A 13,010-nucleotide genomic window follows, 5' to 3' on the forward strand; every position below is an offset into this window, starting at 1 on the left:
TGGCGGTGTGCGTGTCGGTGGCGCTGGCGGTGTGCGCGTCAGCGTGTGGACCGGACGGCGTCGACCGTCCGGCGGACGCCCTCGTCGAAGGGCATGAGGGCACGGTCGTCGAGCTCCGGCAGCACCGTGGAGCGGAACCGGAGGTCGAGTCCCTGCAGCCCCGCGGAGGCGTTCTCGCCGGTCCGGATGTCGAGTTCCTCGGCGAAGGCGTCCTGGACCGCTGCGACGACCTGGTCGATGGTCCGTCCCTGCTGCGAGGCGAAGATCTTGGTCAGGACGGCACCGGCCGGGTGCTCGGCCAGTCGGTCGAGCCCCGCGGACACCATCGCGCCGGCGTCGTCGATGTAGAGGTAGTCGCGCGTGGTCGAGAAGGGCACGTAGATCTCGGACGGACGGCCCTGCACGTGCGCGGCCGCGAGCTGCGACACGAGCCCCTGCGGCTTGTCGAGGTTCGCGCCGGGACCGTAGAGGTTCGCGATCCGCCCGACGAGCAGTCGCGTGCCGGTCGCCGTCGCCCATCCGGCGAACCGGGCCTCGGCCGCGAGTCGCGTGTGACCGTACGGCGCGAGCGGGCGCGGTTCGGTGGTCTCGTCGAACGGCACGCCCTGCGATCCGGCGTAGGCGGCGCCGGCCGACGAGGAGAAGAAGGCGGTCCCGGGCGCACCGGGTGAGTCCGGCGCCGTCGCCTCGGGGTCGAGGACGCGGTCGAGCAGCGCGCCCTCTGCCGCGAAGGCCTCGTCGCCGGTCGACACGATGCCGGTCCCCGCGCACCAGACGAGCCGCCAGGGGGCGTCCCCGGAGCGCAGGGTGCGGACGGCGTCCACCAGGACCTCGGCGGCGGCGTCGGAGTCGGACCAGGGGACGCGTGGGACGACGACGCGGTCACCGGCGCGCTCGAGCGCTCCGACGACCGCGGCACCGAGGAACCCGCCGCCACCGACGACGAGTGCCGTGCTCCGGGTCACGCGGTGAGCACGCCGGCCGCGACGGCTGCGTGCAGGGCCTCGCGCCAGTCACGCATCGGCGGGATGCCTGCGCGCTGCCAGCCGTCGTGTCCGAGCACGCTGTACGCCGGACGCGGAGCGGGGCGGACGAAGGCGGCGCTGTCGGTGGGCAGCACGCGCTCCGGGTCCAGCCCGACCTCGGTGAAGATGGCCTTCGTGAAGTCCAGCCAGGACCCCTGACCCGCGTTCGTCCCGTGGTAGATGCCGGCGGGTGCGTCGGCGTCGAGCATCGCGACGATCTGGCGCGCCAGGTCACCGGTCCACGTCGGCTGTCCGACCTGGTCGGTCACCACGCGCACGGTCTCGTGCGAGCCGGCGAGCCGGATCATCGTCTTCGCGAAGTTCGGGCCGCCGGCGCCGTAGAGCCATGCCGCACGGACGATCCAGGACTGCTCCGGTGCGATGCGCCGGACAGCAGCTTCGCCGGCGGCCTTCGTGCGGCCGTAGGCACCGATCGGGTCGGTGGGCTCGTCCTCGGCGTACGGCGCGGTGCCGTTGCCGTCGAAGACGTAGTCCGTCGACACGTGGACGAGCTTCGCACCGGCGGCGACCGCGGCCGTCGCCAGGACCTCGGGGCCGCGGGCGTTCACCGCGTGGGCGTCGTCCTCGTGGGACTCGGCGTCGTCGACCTTCGTGTAGGCGGCGGCGTTGACGACGACGTCGTGCCCGGCGACCGCCGCGGAGACGGCAGCCGGGTCGGTGATGTCGAGGTCGGCGCGGGACAGCGCGGTGACGTCACGTCCGGCGAGGGCCTGCTGGAGGTCCTGGCCGAGCATGCCGGCCGCGCCGGTGATGAGGTAGCGGGTCATGGTCGGCTTCCGTCGTCCGGGCTCAGGCCAGGGCCGCGCGGTCCTTGAGCGGCTCCCACCAGGCGCGGTTGTCGCGGTACCACTGGACGACGTCGGCGAGCCCCTGCTCGAAGGGGACCTGCGGCTCGTACCCGAGCTCGGCCTGGATCTTCGAGATGTCCACCGAGTAGCGGAGGTCGTGGCCGAGGCGGTCGGCGACGCGGTCGACGTAGGACCAGTCCTTGCCGGCGGCCTCGAGGAGCATCTCGGTGAGCTCCTTGTTGGTGAGCTCGGTGCCGCCGCCGATGTTGTAGATCTCGCCGGCGCGACCGCGGGTCAGCACCATGGCGATGCCACGGGTGTGGTCGTCGACGTGCAGCCAGTCGCGGATGTTGTTGCCCTCGCCGTACAGCGGGACGTGGCGGTCGTCGATGAGGTTCGTGACGAACAGCGGGATGACCTTCTCGGGGAAGTGGTACGGCCCGTAGTTGTTCGAGCAGCGCGTGATCGAGACGTTCAGCCCGTGGGTGCGGTGGTAGCTGCGAGCGAGGAGGTCGCTGCCGGCCTTCGACGCCGAGTACGGGGAGTTCGGCTCGAGGGGGCGGTCCTCGGCCCAGGAGCCTTCGCTGATCGAGCCGTAGACCTCGTCCGTGGAGACGTGCACGAAGCGCTCGGTGCCGTGACGGAGAGCGGCGTCGAGCAGGCGCTGGGTGCCGACGACGTTGGTCTCGACGAAGATGCCGGAGTCACGGACGGAGCGGTCGACGTGGGACTCGGCGGCGAAGTGCACGATGGCGTCGACACCGGGGATCACCTCGTCGAGCTTGGCGGCGTCGGTGATGTCGCCCTGCACGAAGGAGTAGCGGGGGGAGTCCGCGACCGGTGCGAGGTTCTCGAGGTTGCCCGAGTACGTCAGGGCGTCGTAGACGACGACGTCGGCGCCTTCGAGGCCGGGGTAGGCGTCCTGCAGCGTACGGCGGACGAAGTTCGAGCCGATGAAGCCGGCTCCTCCGGTGACGAGGATCTTCACGCGTTGTTCCTTTGTGTCGGTTCGACGGTCGGCCGAGAGTCTAGCGGGGGATCTGACGGCGCCTCGGGACCCCGGTCGGCCCGTCCGAGGAGGACCCACCCGGCGACGAGCGCGGTGCCACCGACGACGACGAGGGCCACGAGGACCACGGCGAGGGGCTTCAGCCCGTACGGGGTGGTCGTCGCGAGGAGGTTCACGCCGACCGACGTCACCGTGAACTGGAGCGACTGGTACGCGCCGCCGTACACGAGCGCGAGCCCGGCGAGGGCGACCAGCGGGCCGACCACCAGGAGCGCCCGGCCGAGCCGACGACGGATCCGGTCGTCCACCACCAGGCCGCGCCACGCGACCGCCTGGAGCACCAGGAGCGCTGCCACCGCGGGGAAGAGGAAGCGGCCCTGGTTCACGGTCACGCCGGTGTGCCCGACGTAGGTCGCGTAGTCGCGGACGAGCACGACGACCAGCGCGGTGACCGGGAAGACCGCGGCGACGAGCATCGTGCGGCGGTCGGCGGTCCGTCGGGTCGCGGCCCAGACGAGGGCGACCAGGGCGACGACGGTGAAGGTGTCGACGATCACCGGCGACAGCGGCCACTCGTACCGGCCGAGTCGACCCCAGAAGGACTCGGAGAGCCCGTTCCAGAACGCGCCGGCGAACTGCGTCGGCGCCGGGCCCTCGTCCTGCGGCCACGCGGTGGTGGTCGCGGGGAACGCGTCCGGCTGGACGGTGCCGGTGGTGACGAGCTGCCGGACCCACCACCACCCGGTCGTGACCGCGGGCACCACGAGGACGACGAGGACGCGCAGCAGCCGGGAGCCCACGTGGGCCGACCGTCGGGTGACCGGGTGCTCGTCGGCGGCCGACGGCCCGTCCGGGCGTGCGCAGAGGACGGCGGCGACGGCGAAGGGCACCGCGATGAAGCCGCCCGCCATGACGGCCGTGCCGAGCGCGAGTGCGCCCCCGAGCGCGAGCGCCGTCCACCACGAGCGGTCACCGGTCAGGACCCGGGCGCCGAGCCAGGTGGTGAGCGCTCCGGCGGCGATCACCGGGACCCACACCGACACCGAGGCGCCGAGCTGGGCCAGCTGCGGCACCAGGAGGAGCGCGCCGGCGGCAGCGACCGCGAGCCGCGGCGACCGGGTGACCCGGCGGACGGCAGCCCACACGAGCGGGGGTACCGCGGTCATCACGACGACGTCGGCGATCCGCATGCCGAGGACGACGACGTCCCACCGGCGCGTGGTGAAGTCGAGCGCGCGCGCGACGACCGCCTGCACGAGGAAGTACGTCGGCGGGTGCTGCGACATCGGGTTGACGAGCGGGTTCTCCGCGTGGTCGCCGATGAGCGCGCCGAACGCGGGCCGGTCGGCGGCGAGCGGGGGGAGTGCGGGCACGTTCTGCGAGAGCAGGCCCTGGAGGTAGTGCATGTCCCCGGCGGCCGGCCAGGACTGCCCGAGGGCGAGGTGCATCGAGGCGTCGATGCCCGCGAGCTCGTCCGGTCCGTGCAGCGGCGGCGTGACGAGGGCCCAGGTGAGCAGGAGCAGTGCGAAGGCGGCGGTGAGGCCGAGCACGCTGACGAGTTCGGTGCGTCCGACCCGGGGCCGCGTGGCGGTGGTGGTCATCGGGCCGTCGCTCCTGTCTCCTGCGGTCCCGGTCCCGGTCCCGGTCCCGGTCCCGGTTCCGGTCCCGGTTCTGGTTCGACGGCGACGGCCGACGACGGACGTCCGGCTCGTGTGGCTCCGACGACCGCCACCGTCAGGACGACGAGGGCGGCACACCAGAGCGCCACGCACACCGACGCCGGCACCGGGCTCGACGCCGCGAGCACGTCGAGGCCGCTCGGCGTGACGCGGACGCGGCCGTGCTCCGCGAACGACGCGTACAGGAACAGCGGACCGTACAGCGCGACGGCGGCGGCGGCGGCGCTCGTCACGACGGCGAACGTCCGGTGTCCGCGCTCGGTCAGGACCGCTCGGCGCCAGGCGACGCCGCTCAGGGCGATGAACGCGAGCAACGCCGGGAAGTAGTAGCGCCCCTGCGTGCCGCCGATGAAGGTCGTCGACAGGTAGCTGGACCACGTGGTCCAGCTCTGCAGCAGGAAGACCGTGAGCGGCAGGAGCGCCAGGGTCAGCGCAGGGGCGAGCCCGCGCCCGCGACGGAACGCCCAGACGAGCACCGCGCCGAGGGCCAGCACCGTCAGGGTCTCGTAGAGCACGGGCGGCAGCGCCCACTGGGCCTTGCCACCGAAGCTGCCCCAGAACGTGCGGGCGATCGTGGTCCAGGACACGTCGGCGAACGCGATCGGGTCCGGGCCGGTGTCGGCAGGGAACGGCTCGGGCGGACGGATCGCCGAGAACCCGTCCGGCTGCACCTGTCGGTAGACGACGAGGTTGTGCGCCCACCACCACGCACCGACCACGGCGGCGAGGGCGAGCACCCAGACCGCGCGGAGGAGCCGGCCCAGGAGCGCACGTCCGCCGCTGCCCACCAGGACGGCGATGCCGACGAACGGGATGAGCGGCAGCGCCGTGCCCTTCCAGAGCAGCGCGACCCCGAGTGCCACCGCGAGCGCGACGGCCGTCCTGACCCGGTCGTCGCCGGTCATCACCCGGGAGGCGAGCCAGACCGTGACCGCGGAGAACAGCATGACCGGACCGTCGTTCGACACCGAGGCGCCGATCGACGCCAGCTCTGGGACCGCCAGCACGGCCAGGGAACCGACGAGGGCTGCGCGCGGCGACCGGGTGACCCGTCGCACCGTCGCCCACGCGAGTGCCGGCAGCGGCAGGACGAACAGGGCGCCGAGGAGCCGCACGGCGAGCACCGCGGCGCTCGGGGTGAGCTGCTCGAAGTGCACCAGGTGGAGCACGCCGGCGGCGACGGCGTAGTACGTCGGCGGGTGCTGCGTCATCTGGTCGACGGTGTCGCCCTCGGCCGCCCCGGTCGACCGGAGCAGGTCGCCCATGGTCGTGGACGGACCGGCACTGGAGACCTGCTCCACGGCCTCGAGGACGTAGAGGTCGCCCGGCGCCGGCCAGCCGTCGCCGATCGCCACGTGCACGGCGGCGTCGAAGTGTGCCCGTTCGTCCGGTGCCTGGAAGGTCGGGACGAGCGCTGCCCAGAGGAGCAGGAGGAGCCCGAAGCCCGCCGTGACGAGCGCGACGAGGAGGCGTTCCGAGCGACGGACCCGGACGTGGGCTGACGCCCGGACCACGGCGCCGGTCGTGCTGCCGACCGGCACCGCGGTCTCAGTCGCCATACCGCTGGAGCTTCTGCAGGTCGAGCTGTTCCTCGGCCAGGGTGCGGTTGAGCCGCGTCAGGTCGGCCACGACGCCGATCGTGATGGACAACAGCGCGCTGATCATCAGGACCATGCCGAGGATGAGCGACTGCAGGTGGTTCCCGCCGCTGTCGGTCCAGAGCAGCACCAGGTAGCGGACGAACGGGATCAGCCCCGCGATGCCGAAGATCGCGCTCACCCAGGCGAACAGCGCCATCGGCCGGTACATCAGGTAGACGCGGGCGATCGCCGAGCCGGACTGGAACATGTGCTGCCAGATGTTCTTGAACAGCCGGGACTCGCGGGTCTTCGCGTTCGTGGTGATCGGGATGCTCGCGATCGCCAGGCGCTTGTAGCCGGCCTGCACGATCGTCTCCATGCAGTAGCTGAAGCGCGTCACGATGTTGAGCCGGATGAGCGAGTACTTCGAGTACGCGCGGAACCCGCTGGCCGCGTCCGGCAGGTCGAGGCCGGCGGCACGGCTGGCCACGAAGGACCCGAAGCGCTGCATGAGCTTCTTGAAGCCGGAGAAGTGCTCGATCGTGCGCGTCTGCCGGTCGCCGATGACGATCTCGGCCTCGTTGCGGAGGATCGGCTGGACGAGGTCCGCGATCTGCGCCTGCGGGTACTGGTTGTCGCCGTCGGTGTTGACGACGATGTCCGCACCGTGCAGCAGCGCGTAGTCCACGCCGTCGCGGAACGACCTGGCGAGGCCCATGTTCGTGGTGTGCCTGACGAAGTGCCGGACGCCGTGGGCCTTCGCGACCTCCACCGTCCCGTCGGTGGACCCGTCGTCGATGATGAGGATCTCGATCTCGTCGACCCCGGGGATCGACGTCGGGATCGTCTCGAGGACGGACGGCAGCGTCTCCGCTTCGTTGAGGCAGGGGATCTGGACGAACAGTTTCACGAGGTGGTGGGTTCCCTGGGTTGGTCGGCCGGCGAGTTCCGGCCCGGGGGACGCGGCGACCCGACGCTGTGACGGGCACACGGACGTCCCAGTGTATGCAGAGCGCTCGTCGTCCGTGCCACGATGAGGCCATGGCTCCCCTCCGGTCGACCGTCGCCCGCCTGCTCGGCCGCAGCACCCAGCGGGCACAGCCGCAGCCCGGACCGTCGGCGCCACCCCGGCCTGGCGTCACACCACCGCTCGTCGGGTTCATCGTGCACGGTGCGGGTGGCGTGCACCCCGCGTCGGCGCACATCCGCGTCACCGGTCGGATGTCGGCGCTCGCCGCGTCCGGTGCGGCACGCGTCGCGCAGGTCGAGCCGGTGCGCTGGGCGGACGGGTCGGACACGGCGCACCTCGACGCGATCCTGGTGCAGCGCGACGCGTTCCCGCTCGCCGCGCTCGACGGCGCGTTCGCCCGCGCCGCCGCCGAGGGCACCCGCATCGTCGCGGAGGTGGACGACGACTTCTTCACCACCGAGGCCCGCGAACGCCTGGCACGGGCCGAGTACGACCCCGACCGCCTGGCCGCCGTCGACCGGCTCGTCCGGGGAGCCGACGCCGTCGTGGTCTCGACCGAGCCGCTCCGTGCCGTCCTCGCCGCGGAGGGCATCGACGCCGTCGTCGTGCCGAACGGCGTGCAGCCCGGGCTGTGGGCACACGACCCGGTGACCCCGACCACGGACGGCCCCCGGCGGGTCCTGTACATGGGGAGCGCGACGCACGGGGGCGACCTCGACCTGCTCCGCGACGTGTTCGACGGGTTCGTCGACGACGACGGCCGACCCGTCCGGCTCGAGGTCGTCGGGGTGACGCACGACGACGACGCCTGGTACGACCGCCTCGCCCTGCCGGAGGGCACGACGCACTACCCCGAGTTCGTGGCCTTCCTCCGCGAGCACGCGGACCGCTGGTCGGCCGGCGTGGCACCGCTGACGGACGACCGGTTCAACGACGCCAAGAGCGACCTGAAGTTCCTGGAGTACTCGATGCTCGGGCTGCCCTTCGTCGGGTCCGACCGGCCCTCGTACGCCGGGGTCGACGCGCACGGCGGTCTCCTCGCCGCGGACGGTGTCCTGCCCTGGCGCTCGGCGTTGCGCACCGCCTTCCACCACCCCGAGGAGCGCGTCCGCACCGCCCAGGCCTACGTCCGGGCGGAGCGGGTCGTCGCCGAGGGCCGCGACGAACCCGGCGAACGAGCATGGCGGAGCGCGCTCGGGCTGTCCTGACACCCCCGGCCGGGCGACCTCGACACGACCGGGCGGCTTGCTAGGCTGCTGCGGTGCAGATCCGCGAACTGAAGATCCAAGGCGCGTGGGAGTTCACCCCCGTCCAGCACGGCGACGCACGGGGAGCCTTCCTCGAGGCCTACCGTGCCGACGTGCTCGAGGAGACCGTCGGTCACCCGCTCGACCTCCGCCAGGTGAACATGTCGATCTCGGCGCGCGGTGTCGCGCGGGGGATCCACTACGCGCTCGTGGCCCCGAGCCAGGCGAAGTACGTCACCGCGGTGCGCGGAGCGTTCATCGACTACATCATCGACATCCGCGTCGGGTCGCCGACGTTCGGGCAGTGGGACTCGGTGCGCATCGACGACGTCGACCGTCGCGCCGTCTACCTGTCCGAAGGCCTCGGCCACGCGATCGTCGCGCTCGAGGACGCCTCGACGGTGAACTACCTCGTCAGCGCCCACTACGACCCCGAGCGCGAGAAGGGGATCAGCATCCTCGACCCGACCGTCGGTCTGACGCTGCCCGACGGCATCGGCGAGCCCGTGCTGAGCGAGAAGGACACCAGCGCCCCGACGCTCGAGCAGGCCGCCGAGCTCGGACTGCTCCCGACGTACGACGAGTGCGTCGCATACACCGAGTCCCTCCGGACCACGACGAAGCAAGGACGCATCTGATGAAGGGCATCATCCTCGCCGGCGGTTCCGGCACGCGCCTCTGGCCCATCACCAAGGGCATCTCGAAGCAGCTCATGCCCATCTACGACAAGCCGATGGTCTACTACCCGCTGTCCACGCTGATGATGGCCGGCATCCGCGAGGTCCTCGTCATCACGACGCCGGAGTACAACGACCAGTTCCGGGCACTCCTCGGCGACGGCTCGGCCCTCGGCATGACGATCGAGTACGCCGTGCAGCCGAGCCCCGACGGCCTGGCCCAGGCGTTCGTGATCGGTGAGGACTTCATCGGCGACGACAGCGTGGCGCTGGTCCTCGGCGACAACATCTTCCACGGCACGGGCCTCGGCACCAGCCTGCAGAAGAACACCACCGTGCAGGGCGCCACGATCTTCGCGTACCACGTGGCCGACCCCAAGGCGTACGGCGTCGTCGAGTTCGACGACGACTTCACCGCGGTCTCCATCGAGGAGAAGCCCGAGCACCCGAAGTCGAACTACGCGGTCCCCGGGCTCTACTTCTACGACAACGACGTCGTGGAGATCGCCAAGACCATCGAGCCGAGCGCCCGCGGGGAGCTCGAGATCTCGACCGTCAACGAGCGCTACCTCGAGGCCGGCACCCTCGGCGTCGAGGTCCTCGACCGCGGCACCGCGTGGCTCGACACCGGCACGTTCGAGTCGATGATGCAGGCGTCCGAGTACGTCAAGGTGATCGAGGACCGCCAGGGCCACAAGATCGGCTGCATCGAGGAGATCGCCTGGCGCAACGGCTGGATCGACGACGCGGCGCTCGCCGACCTCGCCGCCCCGCTCGCCAAGAGCGGCTACGGGGTCTACCTGCAGCACCTGCTTCGCGGCTGACCGTGGCGTTCCGTCGCCTGCTCGGCCGGACCGGCACCACGGCGACCACGGACGGTCCTGAGCCGACCACGGACGGCCAGCAGCCGACGGTCGGAGCCGAGCCGGGCCTCCCGGTCGACACGTCCCTCGTGACCGAGGCACCGCAGCCGACCGCCGACGGGTTCGACGTGCTGGTGACGGTCGCCGAGACGGCGTACCGCACCGGCGCGCACCTGACGGTGGTCGACGCCGCCCGCACGGCGGGCGCGCGCACCGTCGTCGTGAGCGCCTACGACGTCCACGCCGGCCCGACGAGCACCTACCCGCCCGTCGTCGGCGGTGACGACCACGTCGTGGCGCGACCCACCGTCGCAGCGACCTGGGGCGGCGCCGTCGCGGCGGCGCGACCCCTGCTCCGCTCCGGGGTCGTCGTCTTCCAGGACGCCGGCATCCTCCTGTCGGAGGACGGCATCCTCCGGTTGGTGGCAGCCGTCACCCGATCGGTGGATGCCGACCAGGACCGCCAGGAGGCCGTGGTCGCCCTGCCCGTCGTCCGCTCCACCGACGACCTGGTCGCCAGCGCGGGCGCGGTGCTGGTCCGCAGGACCGCCCCGGTCGCTTCGCTCCTCCGCGGTCACCCCCACGAGGACGCCGAGGCGCTCGCGGGTGCCCGCGTGTTCGCCGGCGACGAGCCCTGCTTCGCCGTCCGGACCGACGCGCTCGCGGTGCCCGTCGTGACCGTCGACACGCGCACCGCGGTCGCCAGACTGACCAGGGACTCCGCCGACGCCGGTGGCGGGGACTGCGTCGTGGTCCCGCTCGGCCGGGTGTACCGCACGTCGGTGCTCCGCGAACGGCGCTACGACACGGACGCAGCCGACGCGCTCGCGGTGTGGGGCGACCGCTCCGACGACGCGGCCGTGGTCGCACTCGCCCGCCTCGGCCTGGCGCCCGGCGTCCCGACGGCGGACCCGGTCGGGGCGCCGGTGGCGCTCCGCGAGCCGGTGGTCCGCGCGGAACGGGTCAGCACCCTGGAGCGTGCCGAGCGCCTGCGCTGGTCGATCCGGATCGCCGCACACCCCGGTCCGCGCGGCGACGACTGGGGCGACACGTTCTTCGCGCGGGACCTCGCGACCGCGCTCCGGGGGCTCGGACAGGACGTCGTGGTGGACCACCGCGAGTCCCACGTGCGGCCGTTCTCCGAGCACCTGGACGACGTCGCCCTGACCCTCCGCGGGCTCGACGACACCCCGGTGCACCCGACCGCGACGAACGTGCTCTGGGTCATCTCGCACCCCGACCTCGTGACGCCCGCCGAGCTCGCCCGCTACGACCTGCGTTTCGCGGCGGGTCCGGTGTGGGCTGCCCGGGTGGCGGCGGAGACCGGGCTCCCCGTCGAGCCCCTCCTGCAGGCCACCGACCCGGCGCGGTTCCACCCGGGCGCAGCCGACCCGGCGTTCCCCGACCTCGACACGGCGTTCGTCGGCAAGACCCGGCGGGTGTTCCGGCCGGTCGTGCGGGACGCCGTCGAGGCCGGTGTCGACCTGTCGGTGTGGGGCGAGGGATGGGAGACGCTCCTGCCGGACGGCGTCCACCGCGGCGTCTTCGTGCCGAACGACCAGCTGCCGGCGCTCTACCGGAGCGCCAGGGTGGTCCTCAACGACCACTGGGACGACATGGCACGGGACGGCTTCGTGTCGAACCGCCTGTTCGACGCCGCGGCGTCCGGAGCGCTCGTGGTCACCGACCCGGTCGCGGGGGTCGACGAGCTGTTCCACGGCGCTGTTCGGACGTACGACTCCGTCGCGACGCTCGGGGCGCTCGTGCGCGCCGGGGAGTCCGCGACGCAGCAGGAGCGGACGGCTCGGGGCACCCGGATCGGGACCGAGCACGCGTTCGCACGGCGTGCCGAGGTGCTCCTCGACGCGGTCCGGCAGGAGCGCGCCGCGCGCTAGGGCAGGAGCGCGCTGCGCGGTGCGCGCCAGGGCCGGAGCGCGCGGCGCGCCAGGGCCGCGGCGCGCCAGGGCCGCCGCGCGCTAGGGCCGGATGCGCCGGGCGAGGTCGCCCGCCCGGTCGGCCAGCCGGACGACCCGGCGTGCGTGCATCGCTGCGAGCTCGGCGTCGCGGGTCGCGAGCTCGCGCAGCGCCGCCTCGGCCCGGTCGCGCTCGAACTGCACGGTCGCCCGGAGCGTGTTCGCGGTCGCCTCGCCCTGGCGGACCACGTCCTCGAGCTGCTCGAGTTCCTCGATCCGCCGGTCGCGGGAGACGATCGCCCGCCCGAGTGCACGGAGCCGGTCGAGCTCCTCGACGGGGACGAGCTGGCCGGCCGGGACGTCGAGGCTCGGCGACGACGCCCGACGCAGGACGTCGACGATCCCGTCCTCGCGGGTGAACGGCCCGGACTCGGCTTCGGCGTCGGTCACGAAGCGCAGGGCGAAGGTCGCCTGCAGCACCCCTTCGCGCAGGCGGTGGAGGTCACGCATGCCGTGGTGCCGCGGGCTCGGCGTCAGGTCCGGGTTCGACTCGTAGGCGCGTCCGCTGACCTCGACGCGGTGCGCGTACTGCGCCCAGGAACGCCACGGCAGGTGCAGCACCTCGAGCGCGAGCGCGTCGGGGACCTCGCCGCCGTTCGCGACGCTCACCTGGTGGTTGCCCTGCACGACCGTGACCTCGGGGTCACCGACGTGGATCGCGTTGGTGGTCGGCGGTGCGAGGAGCCCTGCGGCGTTCAGGTCCTCGAGCGGTCGTTCGTCCCGCCAGTGCAGGCGCTCGAGGCCGGCACCTGACTCGGCGAGCCGCCCGGTGAGGTTGACGACGGGCACCGTGAAGGCGCCGATGACGGGGTCGAGCTGCTCGAAGACGTCCCGTACCGTCAGCGACCGGTCGACCGGCAGCAGGAACTCGTCGGCGTCGGCGTTCACGACCCAGTCGGCGTGGTGGACCGTCGCGGCGTCCCGGGCCATCCCGGTGACGACGGTGCCCTGCTGCTTCCGGTGCACGGGATCGTGCCGGAGGTCCACGACGACGTCCTCGCGCTCGGCGAAGGCGGTCAGGAGCTCCGTGGTGCCGTCCTCCGAACCGTTGTCCGTGATGACGAACACGTCGAACCCCTGCGCGACGTGGTGGTCGAGCCACGCGGGGATGACGTCCGCTTCGTCGCGGACCATGAGGGTGACAGCGAGGATCACGAGCAGGACTCCTGGGTCGGGGG

Annotated in this window: 11 protein-coding genes; 4 read left to right on the forward strand and 7 right to left on the reverse strand. The window is 72.7% G+C overall.

Annotated features, from left to right (window positions below):
* Positions 1–38: 38 nt before the first annotated feature.
* From ITJ54_RS16275 to ITJ54_RS16300, 6 genes are read right to left on the reverse strand one after another with little or no spacing between them, the layout of a single operon-like run.
* On the reverse strand, positions 39–965 hold the full coding sequence (locus tag ITJ54_RS16275; protein ID WP_194630080.1) for an NAD-dependent epimerase/dehydratase family protein: 927 nt from the start codon (positions 963–965) through the stop codon (positions 39–41).
* Positions 962–1,813: a dTDP-4-dehydrorhamnose reductase gene (gene rfbD / locus ITJ54_RS16280; protein WP_194630081.1), complete on the reverse strand. Its 852-nt coding sequence runs from the start codon at positions 1,811–1,813 to the stop codon at positions 962–964. The genes ITJ54_RS16275 and rfbD overlap by 4 nt, the downstream gene beginning before the upstream one ends.
* Before the next feature lie 22 nt (positions 1,814–1,835).
* Positions 1,836–2,822 (reverse strand): dTDP-glucose 4,6-dehydratase, encoded by a 987-nt coding sequence (gene rfbB, locus ITJ54_RS16285; protein WP_194630083.1) that lies wholly within the window; start codon positions 2,820–2,822, stop codon positions 1,836–1,838.
* On the reverse strand, positions 2,819–4,444 hold the full coding sequence (locus tag ITJ54_RS16290) for a glycosyltransferase family 39 protein (RefSeq protein ID WP_194630085.1): 1,626 nt from the start codon (positions 4,442–4,444) through the stop codon (positions 2,819–2,821). The genes rfbB and ITJ54_RS16290 overlap by 4 nt, the downstream gene beginning before the upstream one ends.
* A complete protein-coding gene (locus ITJ54_RS16295; RefSeq protein WP_194630087.1) occupies positions 4,441–6,081 on the reverse strand; it encodes a glycosyltransferase family 39 protein in 1,641 nt (546 codons plus the stop codon). The genes ITJ54_RS16290 and ITJ54_RS16295 overlap by 4 nt, the downstream gene beginning before the upstream one ends.
* Entirely contained in the window at positions 6,071–7,012 is a 942-nt protein-coding gene (locus ITJ54_RS16300; RefSeq protein WP_194630089.1) for a glycosyltransferase family 2 protein, read from the reverse strand. The genes ITJ54_RS16295 and ITJ54_RS16300 overlap by 11 nt, the downstream gene beginning before the upstream one ends.
* Positions 7,013–7,143: 131 nt before the next feature.
* On the opposite strand from ITJ54_RS16300, the gene ITJ54_RS16305 reads away from it, so the two are divergent.
* The 4 genes from ITJ54_RS16305 to ITJ54_RS16320 are packed head-to-tail and all read left to right on the forward strand — an operon-like array spanning position 7,144 to position 11,754.
* Positions 7,144–8,280, forward strand: coding sequence for a hypothetical protein (locus ITJ54_RS16305; RefSeq protein WP_194630091.1), 1,137 nt, complete (start codon positions 7,144–7,146; stop codon positions 8,278–8,280).
* Between the two features lie 53 nt (positions 8,281–8,333).
* Positions 8,334–8,957, forward strand: coding sequence for a dTDP-4-dehydrorhamnose 3,5-epimerase family protein (locus ITJ54_RS16310; protein WP_194630093.1), 624 nt, complete (start codon positions 8,334–8,336; stop codon positions 8,955–8,957).
* On the forward strand, positions 8,957–9,820 hold the full coding sequence (gene rfbA, locus ITJ54_RS16315; RefSeq protein WP_194630095.1) for a glucose-1-phosphate thymidylyltransferase RfbA: 864 nt from the start codon (positions 8,957–8,959) through the stop codon (positions 9,818–9,820). Before ITJ54_RS16310 ends, rfbA begins: the two co-directional genes overlap by 1 nt.
* Positions 9,821–9,822: 2 nt before the next feature.
* Positions 9,823–11,754 (forward strand): glycosyltransferase family protein, encoded by a 1,932-nt coding sequence (locus ITJ54_RS16320; RefSeq protein ID WP_194630097.1) that lies wholly within the window; start codon positions 9,823–9,825, stop codon positions 11,752–11,754.
* Positions 11,755–11,835: 81 nt separating this feature from the next.
* Here ITJ54_RS16320 and ITJ54_RS16325 read toward each other — a convergent pair whose 3' ends face one another.
* The gene (locus ITJ54_RS16325) at positions 11,836–12,987 is read right to left on the reverse strand and encodes a glycosyltransferase family 2 protein (RefSeq protein WP_194630099.1); all 1,152 of its coding nucleotides are present in this window, start codon (positions 12,985–12,987) and stop codon (positions 11,836–11,838) included.
* Between the last annotated feature and the right edge of the window lie 23 nt (positions 12,988–13,010).

The organism is Curtobacterium sp. VKM Ac-2865, from assembly GCF_015350905.1.
In the GTDB taxonomy this organism is placed as follows: Bacteria; Actinomycetota; Actinomycetes; order Actinomycetales; family Microbacteriaceae; genus Curtobacterium.